This window comes from Mucilaginibacter lappiensis (genome assembly GCF_050433765.1).
Taxonomy (GTDB): Bacteria; Bacteroidota; Bacteroidia; order Sphingobacteriales; family Sphingobacteriaceae; genus Mucilaginibacter; species Mucilaginibacter lappiensis_A.
In genome coordinates this window covers 922,231-944,698 of sequence record NZ_JBNPWP010000001.1, presented here as the reverse complement: position 1 = coordinate 944,698, position 22,468 = coordinate 922,231, and the positions used below count along the sequence as shown (strand labels likewise).

The window sequence follows — 22,468 nt, the reverse complement described above, 5'->3', positions numbered from 1 at the left end:
CCCAAATATATATCTGTAAGTCGTCGTCGATTAATCGATAACAATCTGGGTGATATAAAAATAAGGTCTGCAATACCTTGCAAATCATGCCAAAGCATAACAATGCCTCAACTCCGAAAAATGAATTAATGAGAAGGGGGAATTAGCAGGAAAATTTAGGCGGTTGTTCCGGGATATCCAGGTGAGGGTGAACCAGTTGTAATACAGGTTGAAGAACTGGTTTAGCCAATGTTCTTACCTGGATAATTATGGCAAATTGTAATAAAGTGATATTGGAATCATCTTTTAGGGTGCCTTTACCATAAGGAATATGTTGTTTTTGAGGAACCTTAGTGCCGGTCATGTTTTTAGCCTGGATAATGTTTTTATCCGTTAGGCGTGTGGTTTTATAATTCGGAATACACATGAGGTATATTGCATTCCGGGTAATCTTCATTTTTACATAATTATAACTGGTATTCCCAAATTGAACCTGGCCCGAAATGTTTTCGTAATGTTTCCAGTCGGTAATGCCCGGCAAATTTGTAGGCAGTTTAACTTCGGTCAGATCATTTGAATTGTAAAGACCCTTACGTGTTTGTTCGGTAAAAAAATGATCTGTTTTATATTCTAAATATTCATGAATAGCAAGGTAACCCCCTATGTTAAACAGGAAAACAGCAAGCAATATTAAGGCAATAAGCTTTTTCAATTGGTTTATACAAAAGGTTGCTTAAAGATGTGATTTTTAACGGGACTTTCAAAATTTAATTTTAAGTGTTTACAATGACTATTGTGTCTCTTTAAATAATTTATTTGCCATCATCCAGTTAAGGCAACGGTCCATCCAACTGTCGGTGGTAGTAGCATTATGCATTCCAAATCCATGGCCTCCGGCCTCATAAATATGCATTTCGGCTTTTACATGGTTCCTTTGCAATGCATTATAATAATTTATGCTGTTAGCAACGGGTACAACATGGTCATCAGAGCAATGCACAATAAATGCAGGCGGCGTATCAGCAGTAACTTGTAACTCATTTGAGTACTCCCTAACCTTATCACCTGGCGCATTCTCACCAATTAATGCCTTTTTTGATCCTTTGTGTAATATACTGTCCTGAAAAGTGATAACCGGATAAATTAGCAATGAATAATCAGGTCGGAGGTTGGTGTTAGAATCGTTCTCGATCAAACTTTTTTGGTAATGGGTTGATAATGTTGATGCTACATGCCCCCCGGCAGAAAAACCCATAATCCCAACTTTATTTGGGTCAATATTCCATGCGGTTGCATGTTCACGTACAAGTTTAATGGCTTGTTGGGCATCTTGCAGGGGGCCTATCTCTCTTTTTACCATGGTCAGGTCATTCGGTAGCCTGTACTTTAACACAAAGGCGGCTATACCTTTTTTAACAAATTCCTGTGCAACATCTTTCCCTTCGTGATTTACTACCAGGTAAGTATATCCACCGCCGGGGCATATAATTACAGCCACACCATTCGCTTTTGATTTTTCTGGCAAATAAGCTGTAATAGTTGGTAAAACTACGTTGGTTACCTTGCCTCTTACAGAAGTGCTGTCTGATTTTTCGGTTATGGTAGTAGGTTTTGAATTGGGTACTTCTTTGTAAAGCGGTATTACTGTTTGTGCTCTTACTTTTAGTTGAACCATTGTAATTATTAATGCAGCTACTGTTATTAAAATTGTTTTCATAAAAATATAATTGGGCTACAAACCTAATGTAATTTGTATATATGTCCAACATAATAATATATTACCAATCAAAACAAACTCTAATCAACTACTTATTTCTCTTAAGAATTTTAAATTCGGTTTAGCCTGGATATTAAACGGAGTAACTGAACTATAACTTTAACCACGTGTCAGGTTGATTTACACACTTAACAGTGGCAATTAAATAGAAAGTCTTTGCTGTATATATAAATTGCAATATATTCTTTTGTACAACATAAAATTAATACCATTTTTGATACTCAAAGTGTAATGGATTTATGTCGAAACAAATTGAATTAAATAAAGATCTTGGCCGTGTATCTTCTGATACGATGGCAGATGTAGTAGAATCGCGTTTACGCGACTATTTCAAGAAAAAATCTTTTAAACCGGGCGATGCCCTGCCTAAAGAACTGGAGCTTGCCGAAGCATTGGGGGTAAGTAGAAACGTTGTAAGGGAAGCTTTGAGCCGTTTAAGGATGCTTGGCATGATAGAATCGCGGAAGAAAAGGGGTATGATCTTATCAAGTCCGGATATTCTTGGGGCTTTTGAGCGTGTTTTAGACCCAATGATCATCACTGAGGAAACCTTGCAGGATTTATTTGAGCTCAGATTAGTGCTGGAAATGGGGCTTGCCGATATTTTATTTATTAATCTTACTGAGAAACATTTGCATGAACTGGAGTTAATAGTTGATAATGAAATTAGAGACAGTGAGCAGATATTTCGTATAAAGAATGAAATTGCCTTTCATGGAAAACTTTATGAAATTGCCGGTAATGACACCCTTAAACGTTTCCAAAATATGTTATTGCCTATTTTCGGATATGTGTTAAAACTGGAAAAGGAGCCGATTTCTGGAAAAGTATCACATCATGATCTGCTGGATTTACTTAAACACGGTAATAAGAACGATTTCAGACAAGGCATGTACGAGCATTTGAAGCCCCATTTTGATCAATTGAAAAAAATAAAAAAATAATTACTTTTTATGTACTACATAATAACTTAATAATTATATTTGCTTCCCGCCTTCCAAATGCGGCGAGAACCAATTATAATTATTATGAATAGTATAACCTCTTTGTTTAGGCTCCTGGGCTTATTTGTGTGCTTTTCTTGCATCAGGGTAGTTTATGCCCAGGATAATAATCAACCCGCACTTAACTATCTGTACAAACCTGGCGATAATGGTTATGCCTGCTTCAGGATCCCTGCATTATTAAATACTTCGAATGGGGTTTTGCTGGCATTTGCCGAGGCCCGCAAAAATAATTGCGGTGATTCCGGGGATATTGATTTAGTGCTTAGGCGTTCAGAAGACGGAGGAAAAACATGGGGTAACATGCAGGTTGTATGGAGCGATTCTACCAACACCTGCGGCAACCCTGTACCTATTCAGGATGCAGCTACCGGCAAAATATGGCTTATATCGACATGGAATTTAGGTACTGACCATGAAAGACAAATAGTAGATGGAACCAGTAAGGATAGCCGGCGGGTATTTTCATTATCATCTGATGATGTTGGTAAAACATGGTCGGCAGCAAAAGAGATTACAGCACAAGTAAAAATGCCCGACTGGACCTGGTATGCAACCGGTCCCTGCCATGGTCTGCAAATAAGCTGGGGTAAATTTAAAGGCCGTCTGGTTGTGCCAATAAACCATATAGAGAAACCCACGGGTAAAAACTTTGCCCACATTATTTACTCTGATGATCACGGTAGTACCTGGCAATTAGGAGCTAATACACCTGCTGATATGGCAAATGAAACCACCGTTGCCGAGATTAAAAAAGGACATCTGATGATAAACATGCGTAACAGTGGCCGCAAAGATAAAACCCGTAAGTTTGCCACCAGTAAAAATGGCGGTGCAACCTGGCGCCATATGGGTACAGATACAGTACTTATTGAACCTATATGCCAGGGCAGTCTGCTAAATTATCAGCTCACACCTAAAAAGTCCATCTTGCTTTTCAGCAATCCGGCAAACAAATCCGCACGATCTAATCTTACGTTACGCTTGAGTTTAAACGATGGTAAAACCTGGGTAGCAAGCCAGGTGATATTTTCGGGACCTTCTGCTTATTCAGACATCGCGGTTAACAATGATAAACAGGTTGTTTGCCTGTATGAAGCCGGCATAACCAAACCTTACGAAGGGATCGCTTATAAAGCTGTAGATCTTCTCCCATTATTAAAGCCATAAATTAATAGCTATACCAACCAATTATTTAACTAAACCTAATTATTCACCTTTAATATGTAGTACATAAGTACTAAATAATCAAATTATGCGAAGAAAATTACTTATTTTATTACTCATGGCCAGTTGTGTGGCTATTGGTAAGGTAAATGCACAAACCAATGCATTTACAGTATCCGGAGTGGTTTCTGATGGTACCAGAAATGAAACCTTACCTGGTGTTAGCGTGAAATTAAAAGGCACATCAATAGGCACGCTATCGGATATGAATGGTAAATATACATTGCGTGTCCCTTCCTCAAGTTCAACGCTTATATTTTCATTTATTGGATATGATAATACCGAACTATCCATTAATGGCAGGGAAACGATAAATGTAACGTTAAATGCCAATTCAAAATCATTATCAGAAGTAGTGGTGGTGGGCTACTCACAACAAACCCGTGAAAAGAACACGGCATCAATTTCAAAGCTTGATGCAAAACAATTGGTAAACACCGCCAATGCTACTGCAATTAACGCGTTGCAGGGGAAAATTGCAGGTGTTTCCGTTCCCATTTCCAATGGTCAGCCCGGATCGGCCCCAAGTAATATCATTATTCGTGGCGGATCTAAGCTAAATGTATATGGTACAGGTACCGGTAACTCGGGTGGCGACCCCGTGCTAAGTTCAGATGCCTCCAGCCCCCTGGTGATTGTGGATGGGATTTTCAGGCCGATGAAAGACATCAATCCTGATGATATTGAATCATTGCAGGTTATGAAAGATGCCGCTTCAACTGCCATATATGGGGCAAGGGGCGCCAATGGTGTTATCGTCATTAAAACAAAAGGTGGCAAATTTGGATCAGGTAAAGCTAATATCACCTTTAATTACCGTACCAACTGGGAGGTGCCAACGGGGCAGCAAAATTACATGAGCGCACGCGATTACCTAACGCTGGCACGTACCACTGTTAAAAACACATTCGACGCAATTGATAAAAATACTTTGCTCAATAACGGTGGGTTTTCTGCCGGTACTAAAGTGTATACCACCAAAGGACAGTATGGTACAGCTACCAACCTTACCGCGCTGTATGATAATATTGTAGCTGTAGAGGGTCAGGATTATGTAAATAATTTGTTGGCCAAGGGATGGGAAACAATGGATGACCCCATTAATCCGGGAACAAAGTTGCTTTTTGCCGATAATCATTACCAGGATAAACTATGGAACACCGGTATGACCAATAATTACAATTTGGGTGTTGATGGGGGCAGTCAGGTAGCCAATTATAATGTGTCATTTAACTATATAAATCAGGCTGGTACATTTGTGGGTACAAACTATAAGCGCTATAGTGCCTTAGGCAATTTTAGTTTTAAAGCTACCAATAACCTGCAAATTAACGCGATGGTTAACTATCAGAATATATTGCCAAATTATGTGGATGCCTATACCAATGACCTTGTCAGGGCCACGCGTATTACACCGCTCATCCGTATATTTAAAGATGATGGTACGCCAACCACCGGCGAAAATCTGACCACCCGTAACCGCTTTCATACATTGGCTTATGATAATACCAGAGTATCAACCGAGCGATTGGCATCCAGGGTAGATGCCGACTGGAGCATTGTTAAGGGTTTGCATTTCAGGCCAGCCTTATCTTATTTAATTAATGATGGCAGGACGCTGTTTTCCAGGAAAGCATTTCCTGATCCTATCCAGTTTGCCACTTCCCGTTTAAAAACAGAGAATGTTAATAACACCCGCCAATTGATGATTGATCAGATATTACAATATGATTATACCTTGCACGAGGATCATCACTTTATGGCACTGGGCGGTTTTAACTATACCCGTAATACCGGTAATGTGGTCGATATCGGTTCACAAAGAGGTACAAATGATTATATCACTACCATTAACGAGCCAACGGTAACTACTGTAAATGGTATTACTGTTACCAACGTAACCAATTTTGGTACCAGTTTAAGTGAATCAAGATCGGCCAGTTTTTTTGGTCAGTTAAGTTATGATTATCAATCTAAATATTTGTTCAGCGCTGTGGTCAGGCGCGATGGTTTCTCCAACTTTGCTCCGGCAAACAAATATGGTACTTTCCCTTCAGCCTCTGTTGGTTGGAATATCAACAGGGAAAGCTTTTGGAAAGAAAATGTGGTTAGTACATTAAAATTACGTGGTAGCTGGGGCCAGGCCGGCTCAAGCGATCTGAGTTTAACAGATACCTATGGTAATTATACGTCTACAGTGTATAACCAGCTTGCAGGCATTCAGCGTGCAAACTTATCTAATCCAAACCTCAAATGGGAAACTACCCAAACTACAGACGTAGCGGTTGACGCTGGGTTTTTCAAAGACCGGGTTACTTTAACTGTCGATTTTTATAATAAGTTAACTAAAGACAGGCTTGATTCAAAACCCTTACCTGCCGAAGCACCCTTCTCGTCAATAATATTTAACAATGGCACCATTCAAAACAAGGGTGTTGAAATAGAATTGCAGGCAACAGTGCTTCGTGCAAAAGATTTTAGCTGGCGTACCAATTTCTCCTTTGCCTACAATGCACAAAAAGTAATATCGCTGCCAAATAATGGGCGCAATAAAAATCGCCAGGGCGGGGGTGTAGTGATTGATCCGCGAACCGGCAAAGAGATAGAAGTGGGTGGCTATGCCGAAGGTGAACGTCCGTTTAGCTATTACGCCTGGAAAGTGGTGAAAGTATTTTCAACAGATGCAGAAGCGGCTGCCTGGCAGGCTACACATGTTGACCAGATTGCTTCGGCAGCTGGTCTCAAGACAGGTAAACACGCGGGTGATTATCAGTTTGATGACCTGAATAATGATGGCATTATTGATAACCGGGACCTGGTTTTTATGGGTTACAAAACACCAAACAAAACCGGTGGTATGCAGAATACATTTATCTACAAAGGTTTTACTATGCGGGCGAATGTTGATTTTTCATTGGGCAACATGATAGATAATGGTTCGCTGGGGCGTGAACTGGGACAGGGCAGGGCCTATAATGAAGGGGCGCCCATAGAGGCTTTAGGGCCAGATATCTGGCAGAAACCAGGTGACGTTGGTAAGAAATATGCACGCTTCTCTTTCGGCGATTCAGATTTCGGGCAAAAGAACTTTATCCGCCAGGCCGCCAGTGATGTAGGTACCGGCAGCGCCTACTCTGCCGATGTTTCCACGCTCATCAGTAAAGGAGATTTCCTGGCTTTCCGCGAAGTTTATTTGAGTTATGATCTGCCTAAAAGTTTATTGTCCAAAATTAAATCAACCGGACTAACAATTTTTGTCAGCGCTACCAATCTGGGCTACTTAACAGCTTATAAAGGCCAAAACCCAGAAGTTGTTACCGGTTTTGACCCAGGAGGTTATCCACGGGCAAGGCAATTCACTTTAGGCGCATCATTAAGATTTTAATTTTATTATCATGAAAATGAAAAAGATATATATCATACCGGCTATAATCATTTTAGTGACAGCCGTTTGTACCTCATGTAAAAAATTATTAGAGGTTACACCACAATCGCAAATTACCGATCAGGTATATTTTAAGAACGAAACCGACTTTGAACCTTATGTAGTAGGTACTTATACTTCTATCCGTTCCTTCGCCAATTCTGTTTTGTATGGTACTGAACGGAGTGAGGAGCTTATTAATGGTACTAACAGCCGTTTATCAACCGCATGGTCGCAAATACTAAGTCCAACGGTTGGCGCTATTAATTATAACGGCCAGTATAAAGCAATTGGTAATGTTAACCTGCTGCTTAGCAAGATAGAGCCGTTTAATTTTTCAAACCCTGCAATCAAAAACAAATTAAAAGCCGAAGCGCTTTGTCAGCGGGCCTATACCTATTTTTATCTGGTTCGTATTATTGGCAATACCCCACTCATGCTGCAGGCAATTACTGATGATAATGTACCGCTGCTGCCACGGTCAAAGGCATCTGATGTGTTGAAACAGGTTTTTGCTGATCTGGATCTGGCTATCAGTCTGTTCCCTGATAAAAACTATGCTAATAAATACCGCTTTTCTTATGGTGCGGCACAGGCGTTAAAAGCAGAAGCAAAACTTTGGAGCGCTAAGGTTTTAGGTGGTGGCGAAGGTGATTTTAATGATGCCTTAAAGGCCGCTGAAGCGGTTGAGAGCACTGCGGTTAGCCTGTTACCCAACTTTAAGGATGTAACTACTACAAGGGCCAATGCAGAGGTTATCATGTCTGCCTATTATTATCGCGACGAAACAGGTGCTAATTACGGCCTCAATGCCTTACCATTCTTAACGGCCATATCCAGCGCCACTAACCTGGACAGTATTGCCTATTGCTTAACCTCAGTTAACGGACAGGGAGGATATCAGATAAGTAAAGAAAGCCGGGCTCTTTTCAGCGCTTTACCTAATGATAAGCGTATACCCGCAACCTTTATTATTGAGCGACAAGGTAATGTGCAAAAAAGCGCGTGGATAACAAAATTACCCGGTACCAAATATGTTGATGACAGAGTATCGGATAATGACGTGATCATGTGGCGTTTGGCTGATATTTATTTGATCGAAGCAGAAGCCTATGCCGGTTTAAACAATACAGGGCAGGCTATAACCTACCTAAACAAAGTAAGGATAAGAGCTGGTATTAACAATTATGACGGTGCTAACGATAAATCAACTGTTGAACGGGCCATATTTGACGAAAGAGGGCGTGAATTATTTTTTGAAAACAAACGTTGGTATGATATAGTACGCTTTCATTACGGTACAACTATTAATGCTTATGACTATGTTCCAAATTTGAAAGGAAAAACAACACCTTTATTCTGGCCGCTTTCAACAACTGTACTGGCTGCAAACTCCAAATTGGTACAAACGGAAGGTTATTAACTATCTGTATTAATGTAATTTTTATGAAAAAGGAAGAATGGTTCAATTACAAAAAACTAACCAGCGAACAGTTAGATGCATTCCGGGAAAATGGCTTTTTAATTATCAAAGAAATTGTTAAGCCTGCAGGACTAATACAAATGCAGGAGGAATGTATGCTTGCCTGGAACAATGAAAAAGAATCATTTGATCCTGATAAAAGCTGGTTGCAAAACTCCTTGCTGGTTAACATACATCATCATGCGCCAACGGTATGTGATTATTACTTCGAAGGCCCGCTTGTTGATATCGCATCACAAATTATTGGCCCTAATATTAAGGGGGCTACCTCGCAGCTCACTTTTAAAATGAAGGGTAATACCAAACCTTTTGGCTGGCACCAGGACAATGGTTATGGCGAACTGGAACCTTATAACGCGTTAACTACACTTACCGCGCTTGATGATACTGATAGGGGCAACGGTTGCCTGTGGCTGATACCGGGCAGTCATAAACAAGGCCAGATAAGGGTTAATCAAAACGAGGAACAGAAAAAAAGCCAATCCGAAATTATCGTTGATACCGATGAAGGCCTTGCTGTACCGATGGAAATGAAAGCCGGTGATACGCTTATATTTAACTGCTGGATGCTGCATAAATCAGATGGTAACTATTCAAACAATCGCGACCGACGCGTTCTTTTTTTGCGTTATGCTGATGCGGATGCTGTAGAGGTTTATAACGGTAACAAACCACGTCTTGGGCGGCTGTTAAAAGGCAATACCAGGTTTGAAGAAGTTAAAGCATTTGAATCCGACCTATAAATTTTACATCACTGATGCAAAAACTCACAACAGAAACATTGAAAGGTAATTGGGCCACCTTATTATTGCCCATTAACAAAGATAATTCCATTGACTATCACTTATTGGGTGATGAAATTGACTATATGATAGCTGCTGGTGTTAATGGGATATATTCAAACGGTACAGCTGGTGAGTTTCATAATCAAACCGAGCAGGAGTTTGATAAGATCAATGCAATACTGGCTACTAAGTGTACCGCGGGGGGTATGCACTTTCAGATCGGAGCCAGCCATCCTTCGCCCGTTATATCACTTGAGCGGGTTAAAAGAAGCATTGGCCTGCAACCCGGAGCTGTACAAATTATCCTTCCCGACTGGGTAATTGCTAATGGCTATGAGCAAATAGCTTTTTTAGAAGGTATAGCTGAACATGAAACCCCATTAGTGCTTTATAATCCGCCGCATGCAAAAACAGTGCTTAAACCTTTTGAGTTTGCAAAGCTTAAACAAGCAATACCCCAGCTAATTGGCTTAAAAGTGCTTAGCGGCAATGAGCATTGGGTTGAGGCAATGAAACAATACGCGGGAGATCTATCCATATTTGTGCCTGGTCATTTCCTGGCAAGCGGCGTAAAAAATGGTATTGCTTCGGGAGCTTATTCAAATGTGGCCTGTATCAATCCACTTGCGGCACAAAAATGGTGGGAGCAAATGCATATGGATATTAATGCCGCGCTTGATATAGAACGTCGCATTTTACAGTTTTTTAAACAATGTATAACACCTTACCAGGAAAAGCAGTATTCTAATCCGGCTTTAGACAAATTCTTAGCAGCAATAGGTGGCTGGATGCCTTTAGGTACGCGTTTACGGTGGCCTTATCAATCCATCACAGAATTAGATGTGTTACCCGCTCGTAAACTCGGGAAAAATTTAATACCTGAGTTTTTTAATAATTAAATATAATTTAACAATCATATAGATGAAAATAAAAGGCATAGTTGCTGCAACATTTGCTGCTTACAATAAAGATGGTGGCCTGAATACAGATATTATAATAACAATTGTAGAAAAACTTATTGCCGATGGCGTTTCGGGAGTTTATATCTGCGGTACAAATGGCGAAGGCCCTAATATGACCGTGGAGGAACGTATGGCTGTTGCCGAAGCTTATGTAAAATTAGCGCGCAAGCGCATATTGGTGCTGGTACATGTTGGGCATACCTCAATCGTGGAATGCAGAAAGCTTGCCGCCCATGCCGCAGCTATTGGTGCGGATGCATTTTCTGCTGTTGCGGCGTTTTATTTTAAACCGGTGTCGGTTCAAAACCTTGTTGACTGTATGGCCGAAATCGCATCAGCAGCCCCCAGTCTTCCGTTTTATTATTACCATATGCCCTCCCTTACAGGTATAGGCATGGATATGGTTGATTTTTTGAAACTTGGCGAAACCGCGATACCTAATCTTGCCGGTATAAAATATACAGCCTCAACATTGTATGAATATCAGGCATGTTTAAACTATAAAGCAGGTATGTTCGATGCGCTTTTTGGCTTTGATGAGATGTTGCTGAGTGCGTTAATTGTTGGTGCAGAAGGTGCAATTGGCAGTACCTATACCTTTGCAGCGCCGGTTTACTTAAATATTATAGCGCTTTATCGTGCCGGTAAGCTTGATGAGGCCCGCAAGGTACAGCTAACCATGGTTAACGTGATCAGATGCATTACCAGGCATCCATCAATTGCCGCGCAACGGGCCATCATGAAAATGCTGGGTATGGATTTGGGAGATGCAAGATTACCATTAACCTCATTAACACAGCAAGCTTATGATCAGCTCAAAACTGATCTGGAAGAACTTGATTTTTTCAAACTGCTTAAAAGTAACCAGTCGCAAACAGGTGAAACAAACACATTACTGGGTTAACAACACTTATGTTATGCAATTAGGCAATATTTATCTATGTATAATTTTTATGCTTTTAGCAGTAAATAGCAAGGCTCAGCAAAATACCGGGTCTCCTCATTTTCGTTGGTCACAGCTTACGGCATTGCCAGATAAGCATGGTTTTGCCGGCTCATTTGCCGGGGTATCAAATGGTTGTTTAATTGTAGCGGGCGGTGCAAATTTCCCGGATGGCGGTGCCCCATGGACAGGCTCAAAAAAAGCATGGACGGATAAAATTTTCGTGCTTGAAAAACCCGATGGTGCTTGGAAAGAGGCCGGAAGACTTTCACAACCCCTTGGCTATGGCGTATCCATAGTTTATAACAATCAGCTTATTTGTTTTGGTGGCAGTAACGCGAAAGGGCATTATAAAGATGTTTTCAGCATTACCTATCAGCATGGTAAAATAAACATCAGGAAATTACCCAACTTGCCCACCACATTGGCAAACAGTGCCGGAGCGTTGGTTGGAAATACGGTTTACATTGCTGGTGGCTTAATCAGTCCCGATGATAAACATGCGGCACGTAATCTCTGGTCAATTGATCTGGCTCAGCCTGCAGATAAGCAAACATGGCAAATATTAGAAACCTGGCCCGGCCCGGAACGGATGTTAAGCGTTGCTGGGGTTAAAAATGACAGCTTTTATATTTTTAGCGGCGCGGGTTTAACTGATGATGGTAAAGGCTCAGTTAAACGGATTTATTTAATGGACGCTTATAAGTATAAGAAAGGGAAGGGCTGGAAAAAGTTACACAATATGCCATATGCAACAGTTGCAGCAGCGGGGCCGGCGTACTATTTAAAACACCATGAAAAAGATCTTTTTTTGATATTTGGTGGAGATGATGGTAAAATGGTTGAAGCAGCGGGGGAGTTAAAGGATAAACATCCCGGTTTTACAGCTAATATACTTGGTTATGATGTTGCAAGAAACTCCTGGTTTGATGCCGGTAAAATATTTACTGATAAAAAATCAGATTCGGTTTTAAATCCCAATAACAGCATTTGGCTACCTGTAACCACCACATCGGTATTGTGGAATGGCAGTTTGATATTTCCCGGAGGTGAGGTTAGACCAGCCGTACGAACACCCCGGGTGCTAAGGGCCACATACATCCCTGTTTTAAATAAAGAATAATTCAACTATTATTAAATACCAATGGCAAACTCAAAAACCTCAAATTCTTATTACCCATGGCTTGTTGTAGGTATGTTATGGATTGTGGCTTTTCTCAATTATTTCGACCGTATTCTTATCACCTCCATGCGCGACCCAATAGTGTCGGATTTTCATTTAAGTGATGCACAATTTGGGCTGCTTACTTCGGCATTTCTTTGGTCTTATGGTATACTAAGTCCATTGGGTGGTTATTTTGCTGATAAATATGGCAGGAAATCAGTAATAGTTTTTAGTGTATCAGTATGGTCGGCAGTAACCATCTGGACTGGCTTTGTAACCTCATATAATGAAATGCTGGTTGCCCGCATCATTATGGGCATTAGCGAAGCGTGCTATATTCCTGCTGCCCTGGCCTTAATAACCGACTATCATAAAGGCCGCACAAGATCATTGGCTACCGGATTACACATAAGTGGTTTGTATGCTGGTTTAACATTAGGTGGTTTGGGCGGTTATATTGCAGAATTATGGGGCTGGCGATATGGTTTCCAGGTGTTCGGGTTGTTCGGCATATTTTATGCCGTAATCCTTTTGTTTTTATTGCGGGATACATCTAAAGCATCGGATACTCAACCAGAAGCTATAAAAACACTTGAAAGACAAGTTAATCTTGTGGATTCTTTCAAAGTCCTGTTTTCTGAATCATCATTCCGTATCCTTTTATTTTATTTTTGCGCGTTAGGTATAGTAAACTGGCTTATTTATGGCTGGCTCCCTACTTTTTTGAAAGAACATTTTCACCTGGGCCTTGGCGAAGCCGGATTTTCGGCGACCGGATATGTACAAGTAGGCTCTTTTATTGGTGTAATATGTGGCGGCCTGCTTGCCGACCGGTGGTCGCGCAGTAATTCAAAGGGACGTTTATATATTGTGATCATAGGTTTTACCCTTGGTGCACCATTTCTGTTTTTAATGGCGTCTACCTCTGTTTTTTTAATAGGTATTATGGCCATGCTTGTTTACGGGATATCCCGTGGATTTAACGATGCTAACCTGATGCCCATATTATGCCAGATTGTTGATAGTCGTTATATAGCTACGGGATATGGATTCCTCAATTTTTTAAGTACTATCATAGGCGGCATTATGGTTTACGTAGGTGGGATGCTTAAAGACGCACACGTAGATCTGTCAATTATTTATCAGGTTTCGGCAGTACTTATGTTAATAGCTACCTGGTCACTTTTTGCAATCAAGATCAAAAAAACATCCTATTAAGCTTAAATGAATTTATAAAAAAGCCGCCTCAATTATTTATGAGGCGGCTTTATCAATTGAAATGGCGTATTTAATCCCGCCTATTATTTATAATCGGGATTTTGTACCAATACACCACCACTTTTATCAATTTCTGTTTGAGGTAGTGGCCATTTGTAAAACTTATCCTCAAAATGGTAATTGATCAATGAGGTTTTAACATTATTAAGTACCGGACCGGCAATATGCCACCTTAACAGATCATAATGGCGCAGACCTTCAAAAGCAAGTTCAATCCTGCGCTCATGACGTATCCTTTCACGCATCTGATCTTTAGTATAACCAGCCGGATACGGAGGCATGCTTACCCGTGCCCGCAGATCGGCCGTAGCCTTATAAACGTTAGCATCCGGACCAACAATTTCATTCTGAGCTTCTGCATACATCAGCATCACTTCGCCCAAACGTAGTATAACTGCATCCTGCTGGCTAAGGGTTGAAAAGCCATAAGGCATATTATTGGGTTCTAAAAACTTAATGGTACCATAACCGGTAGGCCTCAGGTTTGATGGATGATAAACCTTGCCCGGCCCAAAATCAACAGAATCTGCGTACACTGTTTTACGCAATCTTGGATCGCGGTTATTAAACTGGTTTTTGGTATCGGTAAGTGGTGATGAACCGGGTGAGGTACCATAAGGTAACCCATCGGTACATTCAAAAGCATCAACCATGTTTTGCAGCGGCGCGCAGGCATCCCAGTCGCCATAATACATATCCCATTGTGCTGCATTGTTTGGGGCCAAAAAGTTAATAGAGAAAATGATCTCGGTATTATTCTTTTGTGTGGCATCCCTGAATATATCTTCAAAATTGGTGCTCAGTTTATACTGCCCCATTAAATCAAGGCAAATATCTCTCACCTGTGTCAATATAGCTGGATCTGGCGTTCCTGTAGTACCATAAGCGGCAAATAATAATACCCTTGCTTTTAATGCTTTTGCCGAAGATGCCGCCGCGTGACCACCATTTGCATAATAAGCGGCAGTATTCAAATTGGCAATACTATAATCCAAATCAGCGGTGATCTGGGTCAAAACTTGTGCAGCCGGTACTTTAGGCTGTTTTTGGTTGCTCAGATCAAGAGGCTGCAGCACCAGTGGCACATCGCCATAAATGCTATACAATTGAAAATAGAAAAAAGCCCTGATGAACCTTACTTCGCCTTCGTATACCTTTCTTTGCGCATCAGAAATGTCGCTTCCTTTGTAATTAGTCAGATTTTGAAGGAATAAATTTACCCGCGCAATACCGGTATAACTATCATTGTAAATCCCGGTTTCGTAGCCGCCGGTAGTTGGGTTAAAATTGCCCTGAACAAAATCCTTAGAACCACCCGAGCCAAACTGATTATAGCCATTATCGGTAAAGCAATCCCTGAAACCTATACCTACTGCAAACTCTTCAGGCTGTAAGGAGCCATAAACGGCAGCAAGAGCCTGATCAAAATCAGCTTTTGATTTATAAAAGGTTGAGGTGGCTATCTGATCCAAAGGGTTTAGATCCAACGTTTTTTTACATGCACCTAAAAACAGTGATGTAATGAATATAGTTGTTATTATAATTCGATTTTTCATTTGGGGGCTGATTAAAAAGTAACGTTTAAACCAAAAGAGTATATTTTATTTTGCGGGTATTGCACCTGGTCTCCGCTACCATAACGCTCAGGATCAAGGCCTTTAAACTTGGTTATGGTTAATAAATTATCGCCGGCAAAATAAACTCTCAGCCTGTTGATACCTACCTTTTTGGTAACCTGTGCAGGAATAGTATAACCGAATACAAGGTTTTTAAGTCGCGCATAGGATGCGTCCTGTAAGAAATAAGAAGACCGTCGACCGATTTTATCCGGTGCGCTTTGCCCAAAATAGATACGCGGCATAGTAGTTGACGGATGCTCAGGTGTCCATGCGTTTAACCAATCTGTGGTAGGCGAGGCCCCCTGTACAAAAGGTATGGTGCCCCAACCAGACACATATGATTTTACACCATAAACACCTTGAAGCATGGCAGACAGGTCAAAGCCTTTAAAACTGGCTGATAAGTTAAATGAGTAATTTAACTTTGGATAGACACCACCAATGATGGTCTTGTCATTTTGGTCAATTTTGCCATCACCGTTAACATCCTTGTATTTCAAATCGCCCGGTAAGGTAGAATCGGAAAATTGTTTAGGCGAATTGGCAACCTCTGCCGCTGATTGGAATATCCCAATCACCTGCAACATATAAAATGAATTCCAGGGTTGCCCGTTTTGGTTAATGGTATAATCATTAATTTCTGTCTGGCCAAACTGTACCAGCTTATTACGATTATGATCAACGTTAACACCCAAGTTATAGGCAAAGCCGCTCAAAGCACCATCACGTACAACGTTATTGTATGACAAACCAAGTTCAACACCCCTGTTATTAACAACACCATCGTTAATAGTGGGAGCACCTAAGCCCACAACCGCGGTAACCTGCGCAGTTCTTAAAATGTCAGATGTCGTTTTATTATACCAATCAGCCGTTAAATTAAAGTTTTTGAAAATGGTAACATCCAAACCAATATCGGTCATGGTAGTGGTTTCCCACTTAATAGCAGGATTGTTCAGGTTTTGCTGGGCCACGCCTGTTGTAAGGGTTGAGTTATCAAAAGAGTAACCACTGGTAAAATTCAGCAATGCCTGATATGGATAATTGGCTCCATATCCGCCAATTACAATGTTTTGATTACCTAACTGGCCCCATGAACCTCTTAATTTAAAATTATCCAGCCATTTTAAATTCATTGCTTTTACAAATGGCTCTTCGGTGGCCCGCCAACCTCCTGAAAACGATGGGAATATTCCCCACTTGTTCTTGCCTGCAAATTTTGAACTTCCGTCATCACGGATATTAGCTTCTAACAGGTAACGACCTTTATAATCATAATTCAAACGGCCGAAATATGACATTAAAGCCCATTGATTGGAGGTACCATAAGCATTTTGTATATCTGAACCTCCAGCGTTCAGTTCATGTAAATCCAAGTCAGCAAAGTTCTTGCGATATCCTGATAAATTTTGATATTTACTTTGTTCAATACTGTATCCGACCTGGGCCTTAATATTATGCCCGTGAAAATCATGCGCATAATTTAAGTAGCTATATAAATTGGTATAAACGGTTTGTTCGTCCTGCTCGGTTAAACCCTTGCCCAGGTCCAGTGAAGTTTGCAGTTGATTGGTCTTGAAATTGTATTCATCAAGGGTTGCTTTAAAATCCTTGTATTTATCCATATTAAAGTTCACAGCACCTTTGGTATACCAGGAAAAATCCTTATTGAATTGAACTTCAACCCAGCCTTGTGCATTTACGGCATAATCATTGGTAATCCTGGTAAAGTTTTGATCCAGTACAGCTATCGGGTTCTTATTGTTATACTCAAAGTCATAGGCTTTGTAGGTGTAACGCCCGCTGCCATCAGTCAGATAAGGACCATAAGTAGGTGCTTGTGACATGGCCGAAAGAAAAAGATCCATTGAAGAACCGTCCCATTGGCTGGGTGATGAAGGATTACCTGCAACAGCATCCCTTGTGCCTGATTTTAACAGCACATTGGTTCCGAATTTAATATGGTCGTTAATCTTTGAGGTTAAATTAATACGTGCATTGTATCGTTTATAATCAAAGCCCCTTTCAATACCATTCTGATTAATATAACCCAATGATACGTTATAAGTAGTTTTGTCATTACCGCCGCTAAAGGTCAGGTTATGGTTTTGTGTGGGAGCGGTTCTGAATATCAGGCTTAACCAATCGGTATTAGGGTAATGCAGCCTGTCTGTACTGTTACGGTAAAGATCGATCTGATCCTGCGGGTAAAGCGATTTAGCATCTGTTGTACCACTGTTGATCCGGGCCTGATTAAACAACTCCATGTACTGGGCAGAGTTGGTTACCAGTTTAAACATTTTGGTAGGACTGTAAAAACCCACATTGCCATCATAGGTAACTGACATTTGTCCGGCTTTACCTTGCTTGGTGGTAACCAGTACCACGCCATTGGCCGCTCTGGAGCCATATATAGATGCAGAAGCCGCATCTTTCAGCACAGACACGTTATCTATATCGGTTGGGTTAATATCGCTAAAGCTGCCGGGGACGCCATCAATCAACACCAGTGGATCTGAACCCGCTCCGCTAAATGTACTATTACCGCGGATACGAATAGATACGCTCTCATTGCCTGGTTCACCAGAGCCGACATTTACTGCTACACCGGGAGCCAATCCCTGAAGCATGGAGGCTGGATTCACCACCGGGCGCTTGTTCAATGTTTCGCCGTTAACAGTGGAAACCGCTCCGGTCAGGTTTACTTTCTTTTGCGTTCCGTATCCCACCACTACAACTTCATTAAGGGCTGATGTTTGCTCCTTTAAAACCACATCGATACGGGTTTGATTACCTACCAGAATTTCTTGTGAAACAAAACCAATAAAACTAAATACCAGTATAGCATTATCATCAGTTACATCAACCCTATAGTTGCCATCAATGCCGGTTTGCGCGCCAACGTTGCTCCCCTTTACTTTGATAGTAACACCGGGTAAAGGCAAACCTTTTTCATCTTTAACCTGGCCGGTAACAGTAATGGCCCGAACAGGTTTTGACTCAACCGGTTTTGGCGTAACCACAATGGTGTTGTTATTGATCACATAGGTAAAAGGCTGATTTTTGAAGCATTGATTTAAAACTTCTTCAAGATCGGCATTTGACAGGTGTACATTTACGGGCACTGCCTTTTTGAGCATTTTGGCGTTATAGAAAATACTGAAGCCACTTTGCCGGTGAATTTCCTGTAGGGTTTCTGACAGGGAAGCGTTGCTTTTATCCAGGCTTACCTTTTGTGCAAAGGAAGTGGCAGCGCTAACCTGCAGTATAGAGACCAGGCACAAAAAGAACGACAACTTCATAATTAGAAATAATTTAGCTTTAACGCAGGATAGCTTCCTGCAACTTATTGCAGTAGAATTTTTATACATTTGAATGTTGGGTTAAATAATTGGTTATGAGAAATATGATCATTAGTATTACCTGACAGCTATTTGTAGCTTTATACCAGGGGCGCTGCGAACGCTCCTGGTTATAAACAGGTAACATTATTAAAGCGGAAATGTCTACTTCATAATGATTACCCTCCTTCCATCTATTTTATAGTGAATTGAGCGAGTTAGCTGCATAATATCCAGTAATTCGTTGATGTTTTTGTATTTGGATACGGTACCTCCAAACTCATTGTTTGTTACATCGCCCTGGTATTCTACGTCAACATCATACCAGCGACTCACCTGTTTCATCACTTCAACAATATTTAGGTCATGGAATATGAAAAAGCCATTTTTCCAGGCCATTGTTTGTTGTATATCGGCCATACTAACCTTGATGACGGCACCTGAATTAGCAGCTGCGCCCTGTTGCCCCGGAACAAGCATCACCACCGAGTTTCCGTGGGCCAAACGTACCGATCCTTCAAGCAATGTGGTAGTTACATCATTATTGTCGCCATAGGCATTTACATTAAAATGCGTGCCTAACACCTGCACCTGAGTACCATTTGCCTGTACCATAAAAGGCCTGGCTTTATTTTTAGCAACTTCAAAATAAGCTTCGCCCGTTAATTCAACCTCACGCTGTTTACTTGTAAAGGCTTGTGGAAATCTTAATGACGAAGCAGCGTTTAACCAAACTTTTGTACCATCGTCCAGTATAACCTGATATTGGCCGCCACGCGGTGTAGTTATGGTGTTATACTCAGGTTTTGTGTTTACAGATGTATTATCAGGAGTTTTATTGAAATGATATACCAGCATGCCATTAGTGGTTTTGCTTACCTTAAGGCCTGGCTTGGTTACCAGATCTCCGTTTTTGGCATCATTTAGTATAATACGGGAACCATCGGCCATTGTAAGATAGGCTTTGTTGCCACCCGGAAGTATCACTTTTTGTTTGATCTTCGCCATAGTAGGCTGTGGCTTGGGTTTTTCGTTATTAATAAAAAATAGCCCAACAAGAAATGATAACAACAAAACAGCTGCAACCTTAAGCCATAAATATTTATTGCTTTTTTGCGATGCGATTGGAACTACTCTGCGGCTTTCACTTAAGCGTTGCCAGATACGGGCATGCACATCTTCTTCCTTAATTAAATCATTATTCCACTCACCTTCAAGTAACTTTATTTCGTCAACATAGGTATCCAGCAGTTCTTTTTCTGCAGGGGTACATTGCCCGTTATTGAACTTTTCGTACAAAGTCAAAAACTCTTCTTTGGTTATCATCAGGAATTATAATTACAGGTTTACATTTTATTAGTGTAGATTTTGTTTAGGCACACACATAGTTTTTTTATTTTATTTGTTACATATAAAATAATTGACTTATTAACGGGCTTTTCCTAATTTTATCGACCCAATTGTATGTTTAAGTCCCCGCTAAGTGATGTTGAATTATGGAATGCTATCCGTTGTAATGACGAGTTGGCTTTTACCGCGCTTTTTGATCGTTATTGGGTAAGGCTATATAAAACCGCCGTTCGTTATCTCAAAGATCATGAGGCAGGTGAGGAGGTTGTACATGATGTTTTTTTAAATATATGGGAGCGGAGGCATCAGCTGGAGATTGAATCGTTCCCCAACTTTTTACTTACTGCAATTCGCTACCAGGTTTATAACCGGATGCGATCTGCAAAACCACGTGTTATTTTAACAGCGATTGATATAGAATTAAATGAACTGGACCACAATAAAGGTGAAAATCGTATTAAAGACCAGGAGCTTCAACAGGAATTAAATCAGTATCTTGTTCAGCTGCCCAAACGCTGTCAGGAAATATTTTATATGAGCCGGGTAAACCAGCTTTCAAACCAGGAAATTGCAGGTCGCTTGGGCATATCAAAACGAACCGTTGAAAATCAGATTACCGTAGCTTTAAAACACCTTAGGGGTAGCTTTAAGAACATTTGGATCATTACCTTCCTTTGGTACATCTTTAAATAATCATTTAACACCTTTTGATGGGATAATTTTTATCTATAGGGGAAATAGGATGTTTTCTTATCGCTTACTGTTACTTATTCATTACCAACTAATTGCGGCTTTACCGAGAATTTTGATATTTCCCGTGCTGCCCATCAACCAAATGTTAAATAGATTATCAATTAATGATTTAAATGAAAAATTTGTATTTTCGTGTACGTACACGAAGCTGTATTTGTATATAAATTACTCAAATCGATGATAAAAATATTTAATGGTAAAATTATCACACCGTACCGGATAATTCCTAATGGGACCGTACTGGTTAAAGATGGTGTAATTGTAGAAGTTGCCGCCGGAGATATTGCTGTAGAAGGAGTAAAGGAAATAGATGCAAAAGGGCAATTTATTGCCCCTGGTTTTATTGATCTGCATGTACACGGAGGAGGTGGGCATGATTTTATGGATGGCTCAGAAATTGCTTTTTTAGAAATTGCTAAAATTCATGCGCGTTATGGCACAACATCTATGCTACCAACAACTTTAACCAGTGAGCATGAAGATCTGATGCAAACTATTGAATTGTACCAGATAGCTAATGAAAAAAATACATCAGGGGCGCAATTTCTTGGTTTACATTTAGAGGGGCCTTATTTTGCCATGAACCAGCGCGGCGCACAGGATCCGCGTTATATCCGCGATCCTGATCCGGAGGAGTATCAGCAAATTTTGGCGCATACTTCGGTTATTAAACGTTGGAGTGCAGCCCCGGAGTTAAAAGGAGCAATTGAATTCGGAAAGTACATAACATCCAAAGGTGTGCTTGCTTCACTGGCACATACCGATGCCATATATGAAGAGGTGTTAGAGGCTTTTGAAAATGGATATACATTGGCCACGCATCTTTATTCAGCTATGTCGGGTGTAACCAGGCGAAATGCTTTTCGTTATGCGGGCGCAATAGAAAGTGCATTTATTATTGACGAAATGAATGTAGAAATTATAGCAGATGGTATTCATCTGCCACCTCCGCTTCTGAAACTGATATATAAAATCAAAGGACCAGACCGGATAGCATTAATTACTGATGCCATGCGTGCTGCAGGTATGGGGCCCGGCGAGAGTATTCTGGGTGGATTGAAAAACGGGTTAAGAGTTATTGTTGAAGATGGGGTTGCCAAACTGCCTGATCGTTCGTCATTTGCAGGAAGTATTGCCACTGCTGATCGTTTAGTATGGAATATGGTTAAAATGGCTGATGTTCCTTTAATAGAAGCTATTAGAATGATTACCGTAACCCCTGCAAAAATAATAGGCGTGGCAGATAAAAAAGGAGCTTTAGTAGCCGGCAAGGATGCTGATATAGTAATTTTTAATGAAGATATTGAAATACAAGCTACCATAATAAAGGGTAGGGTTGTGTACCAGAAAGCATAATTAAATAAGATTAATCTTGTAA

16 protein-coding genes are annotated in these 22,468 nt (G+C 40.6%); 11 read left to right on the top strand and 5 right to left on the bottom strand.

What is annotated here, in order from left to right; all coding sequences use genetic code 11:
- Nucleotides 1–142: 142 nt before the first annotated feature.
- Both M2273_RS03790 and M2273_RS03785 read right to left on the bottom strand, forming a co-directional pair.
- Nucleotides 143–691, bottom strand: coding sequence for a hypothetical protein (locus tag M2273_RS03790; RefSeq protein WP_429393181.1), 549 nt, complete (start codon nt 689–691; stop codon nt 143–145).
- A 78-nt stretch (nt 692–769) separates the two neighbouring features.
- Nucleotides 770–1,696: an alpha/beta hydrolase gene (locus tag M2273_RS03785; RefSeq protein WP_429393179.1), complete on the bottom strand. Its 927-nt coding sequence runs from the start codon at nt 1,694–1,696 to the stop codon at nt 770–772.
- A 299-nt stretch (nt 1,697–1,995) separates the two neighbouring features.
- Between M2273_RS03785 and M2273_RS03780 the strand changes: the two genes are divergently transcribed.
- From M2273_RS03780 to M2273_RS03740, 9 genes are all read left to right on the top strand, one after another.
- The gene (locus tag M2273_RS03780) at nt 1,996–2,700 is read left to right on the top strand and encodes a FadR/GntR family transcriptional regulator (protein WP_429393176.1); all 705 of its coding nucleotides are present in this window, start codon (nt 1,996–1,998) and stop codon (nt 2,698–2,700) included.
- Nucleotides 2,701–2,784: 84 nt separating this feature from the next.
- Complete coding sequence (locus M2273_RS03775) at nt 2,785–3,930, top strand: sialidase family protein (RefSeq protein WP_429393174.1); 1,146 nt, start codon at nt 2,785–2,787, stop codon at nt 3,928–3,930.
- 85 nt (nt 3,931–4,015) lie between these two features.
- A complete protein-coding gene (locus M2273_RS03770) occupies nt 4,016–7,372 on the top strand; it encodes a SusC/RagA family TonB-linked outer membrane protein (protein WP_429393172.1) in 3,357 nt (1,118 codons plus the stop codon).
- Nucleotides 7,373–7,388: 16 nt separating this feature from the next.
- Nucleotides 7,389–8,834 (top strand): RagB/SusD family nutrient uptake outer membrane protein, encoded by a 1,446-nt coding sequence (locus M2273_RS03765; RefSeq protein ID WP_429393169.1) that lies wholly within the window; start codon nt 7,389–7,391, stop codon nt 8,832–8,834.
- A 23-nt stretch (nt 8,835–8,857) separates the two neighbouring features.
- Nucleotides 8,858–9,637, top strand: a complete 780-nt coding sequence (locus M2273_RS03760; protein ID WP_429393167.1) for a phytanoyl-CoA dioxygenase family protein — start codon at nt 8,858–8,860, stop codon at nt 9,635–9,637.
- A gap of 14 nt (nt 9,638–9,651) precedes the next feature.
- The gene (locus M2273_RS03755; RefSeq protein ID WP_429393164.1) at nt 9,652–10,578 is read left to right on the top strand and encodes a dihydrodipicolinate synthase family protein; all 927 of its coding nucleotides are present in this window, start codon (nt 9,652–9,654) and stop codon (nt 10,576–10,578) included.
- A gap of 22 nt (nt 10,579–10,600) precedes the next feature.
- Entirely contained in the window at nt 10,601–11,545 is a 945-nt protein-coding gene (locus tag M2273_RS03750) for a dihydrodipicolinate synthase family protein (protein ID WP_429393161.1), read from the top strand.
- Nucleotides 11,546–11,594: 49 nt separating this feature from the next.
- Nucleotides 11,595–12,707 carry a galactose oxidase gene (locus tag M2273_RS03745; RefSeq protein WP_429393159.1) on the top strand — a complete coding sequence of 371 codons (1,113 nt, stop codon included), beginning with the start codon at nt 11,595–11,597 and terminating at the stop codon, nt 12,705–12,707.
- A gap of 21 nt (nt 12,708–12,728) precedes the next feature.
- Nucleotides 12,729–13,967, top strand: coding sequence for an MFS transporter (locus M2273_RS03740; protein WP_429393157.1), 1,239 nt, complete (start codon nt 12,729–12,731; stop codon nt 13,965–13,967).
- Between the two features lie 83 nt (nt 13,968–14,050).
- On the opposite strand, the gene M2273_RS03735 is transcribed toward M2273_RS03740, so the two are convergent.
- From M2273_RS03735 to M2273_RS03725, 3 genes are all read right to left on the bottom strand, one after another.
- Complete coding sequence (locus tag M2273_RS03735) at nt 14,051–15,583, bottom strand: RagB/SusD family nutrient uptake outer membrane protein (protein WP_429393154.1); 1,533 nt, start codon at nt 15,581–15,583, stop codon at nt 14,051–14,053.
- An 11-nt stretch (nt 15,584–15,594) separates the two neighbouring features.
- Nucleotides 15,595–18,948: a TonB-dependent receptor gene (locus tag M2273_RS03730; protein ID WP_429393151.1), complete on the bottom strand. Its 3,354-nt coding sequence runs from the start codon at nt 18,946–18,948 to the stop codon at nt 15,595–15,597.
- Nucleotides 18,949–19,152: 204 nt separating this feature from the next.
- The gene (locus tag M2273_RS03725) at nt 19,153–20,313 is read right to left on the bottom strand and encodes a FecR family protein (RefSeq protein WP_429393149.1); all 1,161 of its coding nucleotides are present in this window, start codon (nt 20,311–20,313) and stop codon (nt 19,153–19,155) included.
- Nucleotides 20,314–20,451: 138 nt separating this feature from the next.
- Between M2273_RS03725 and M2273_RS03720 the strand changes: the two genes are divergently transcribed.
- The gene (locus M2273_RS03720) at nt 20,452–21,030 is read left to right on the top strand and encodes an RNA polymerase sigma-70 factor (RefSeq protein WP_429393147.1); all 579 of its coding nucleotides are present in this window, start codon (nt 20,452–20,454) and stop codon (nt 21,028–21,030) included.
- A gap of 237 nt (nt 21,031–21,267) precedes the next feature.
- Nucleotides 21,268–22,446: an N-acetylglucosamine-6-phosphate deacetylase gene (gene nagA / locus M2273_RS03715; RefSeq protein ID WP_429393144.1), complete on the top strand. Its 1,179-nt coding sequence runs from the start codon at nt 21,268–21,270 to the stop codon at nt 22,444–22,446.
- The last annotated feature ends 22 nt before the right edge of the window (nt 22,447–22,468 follow it).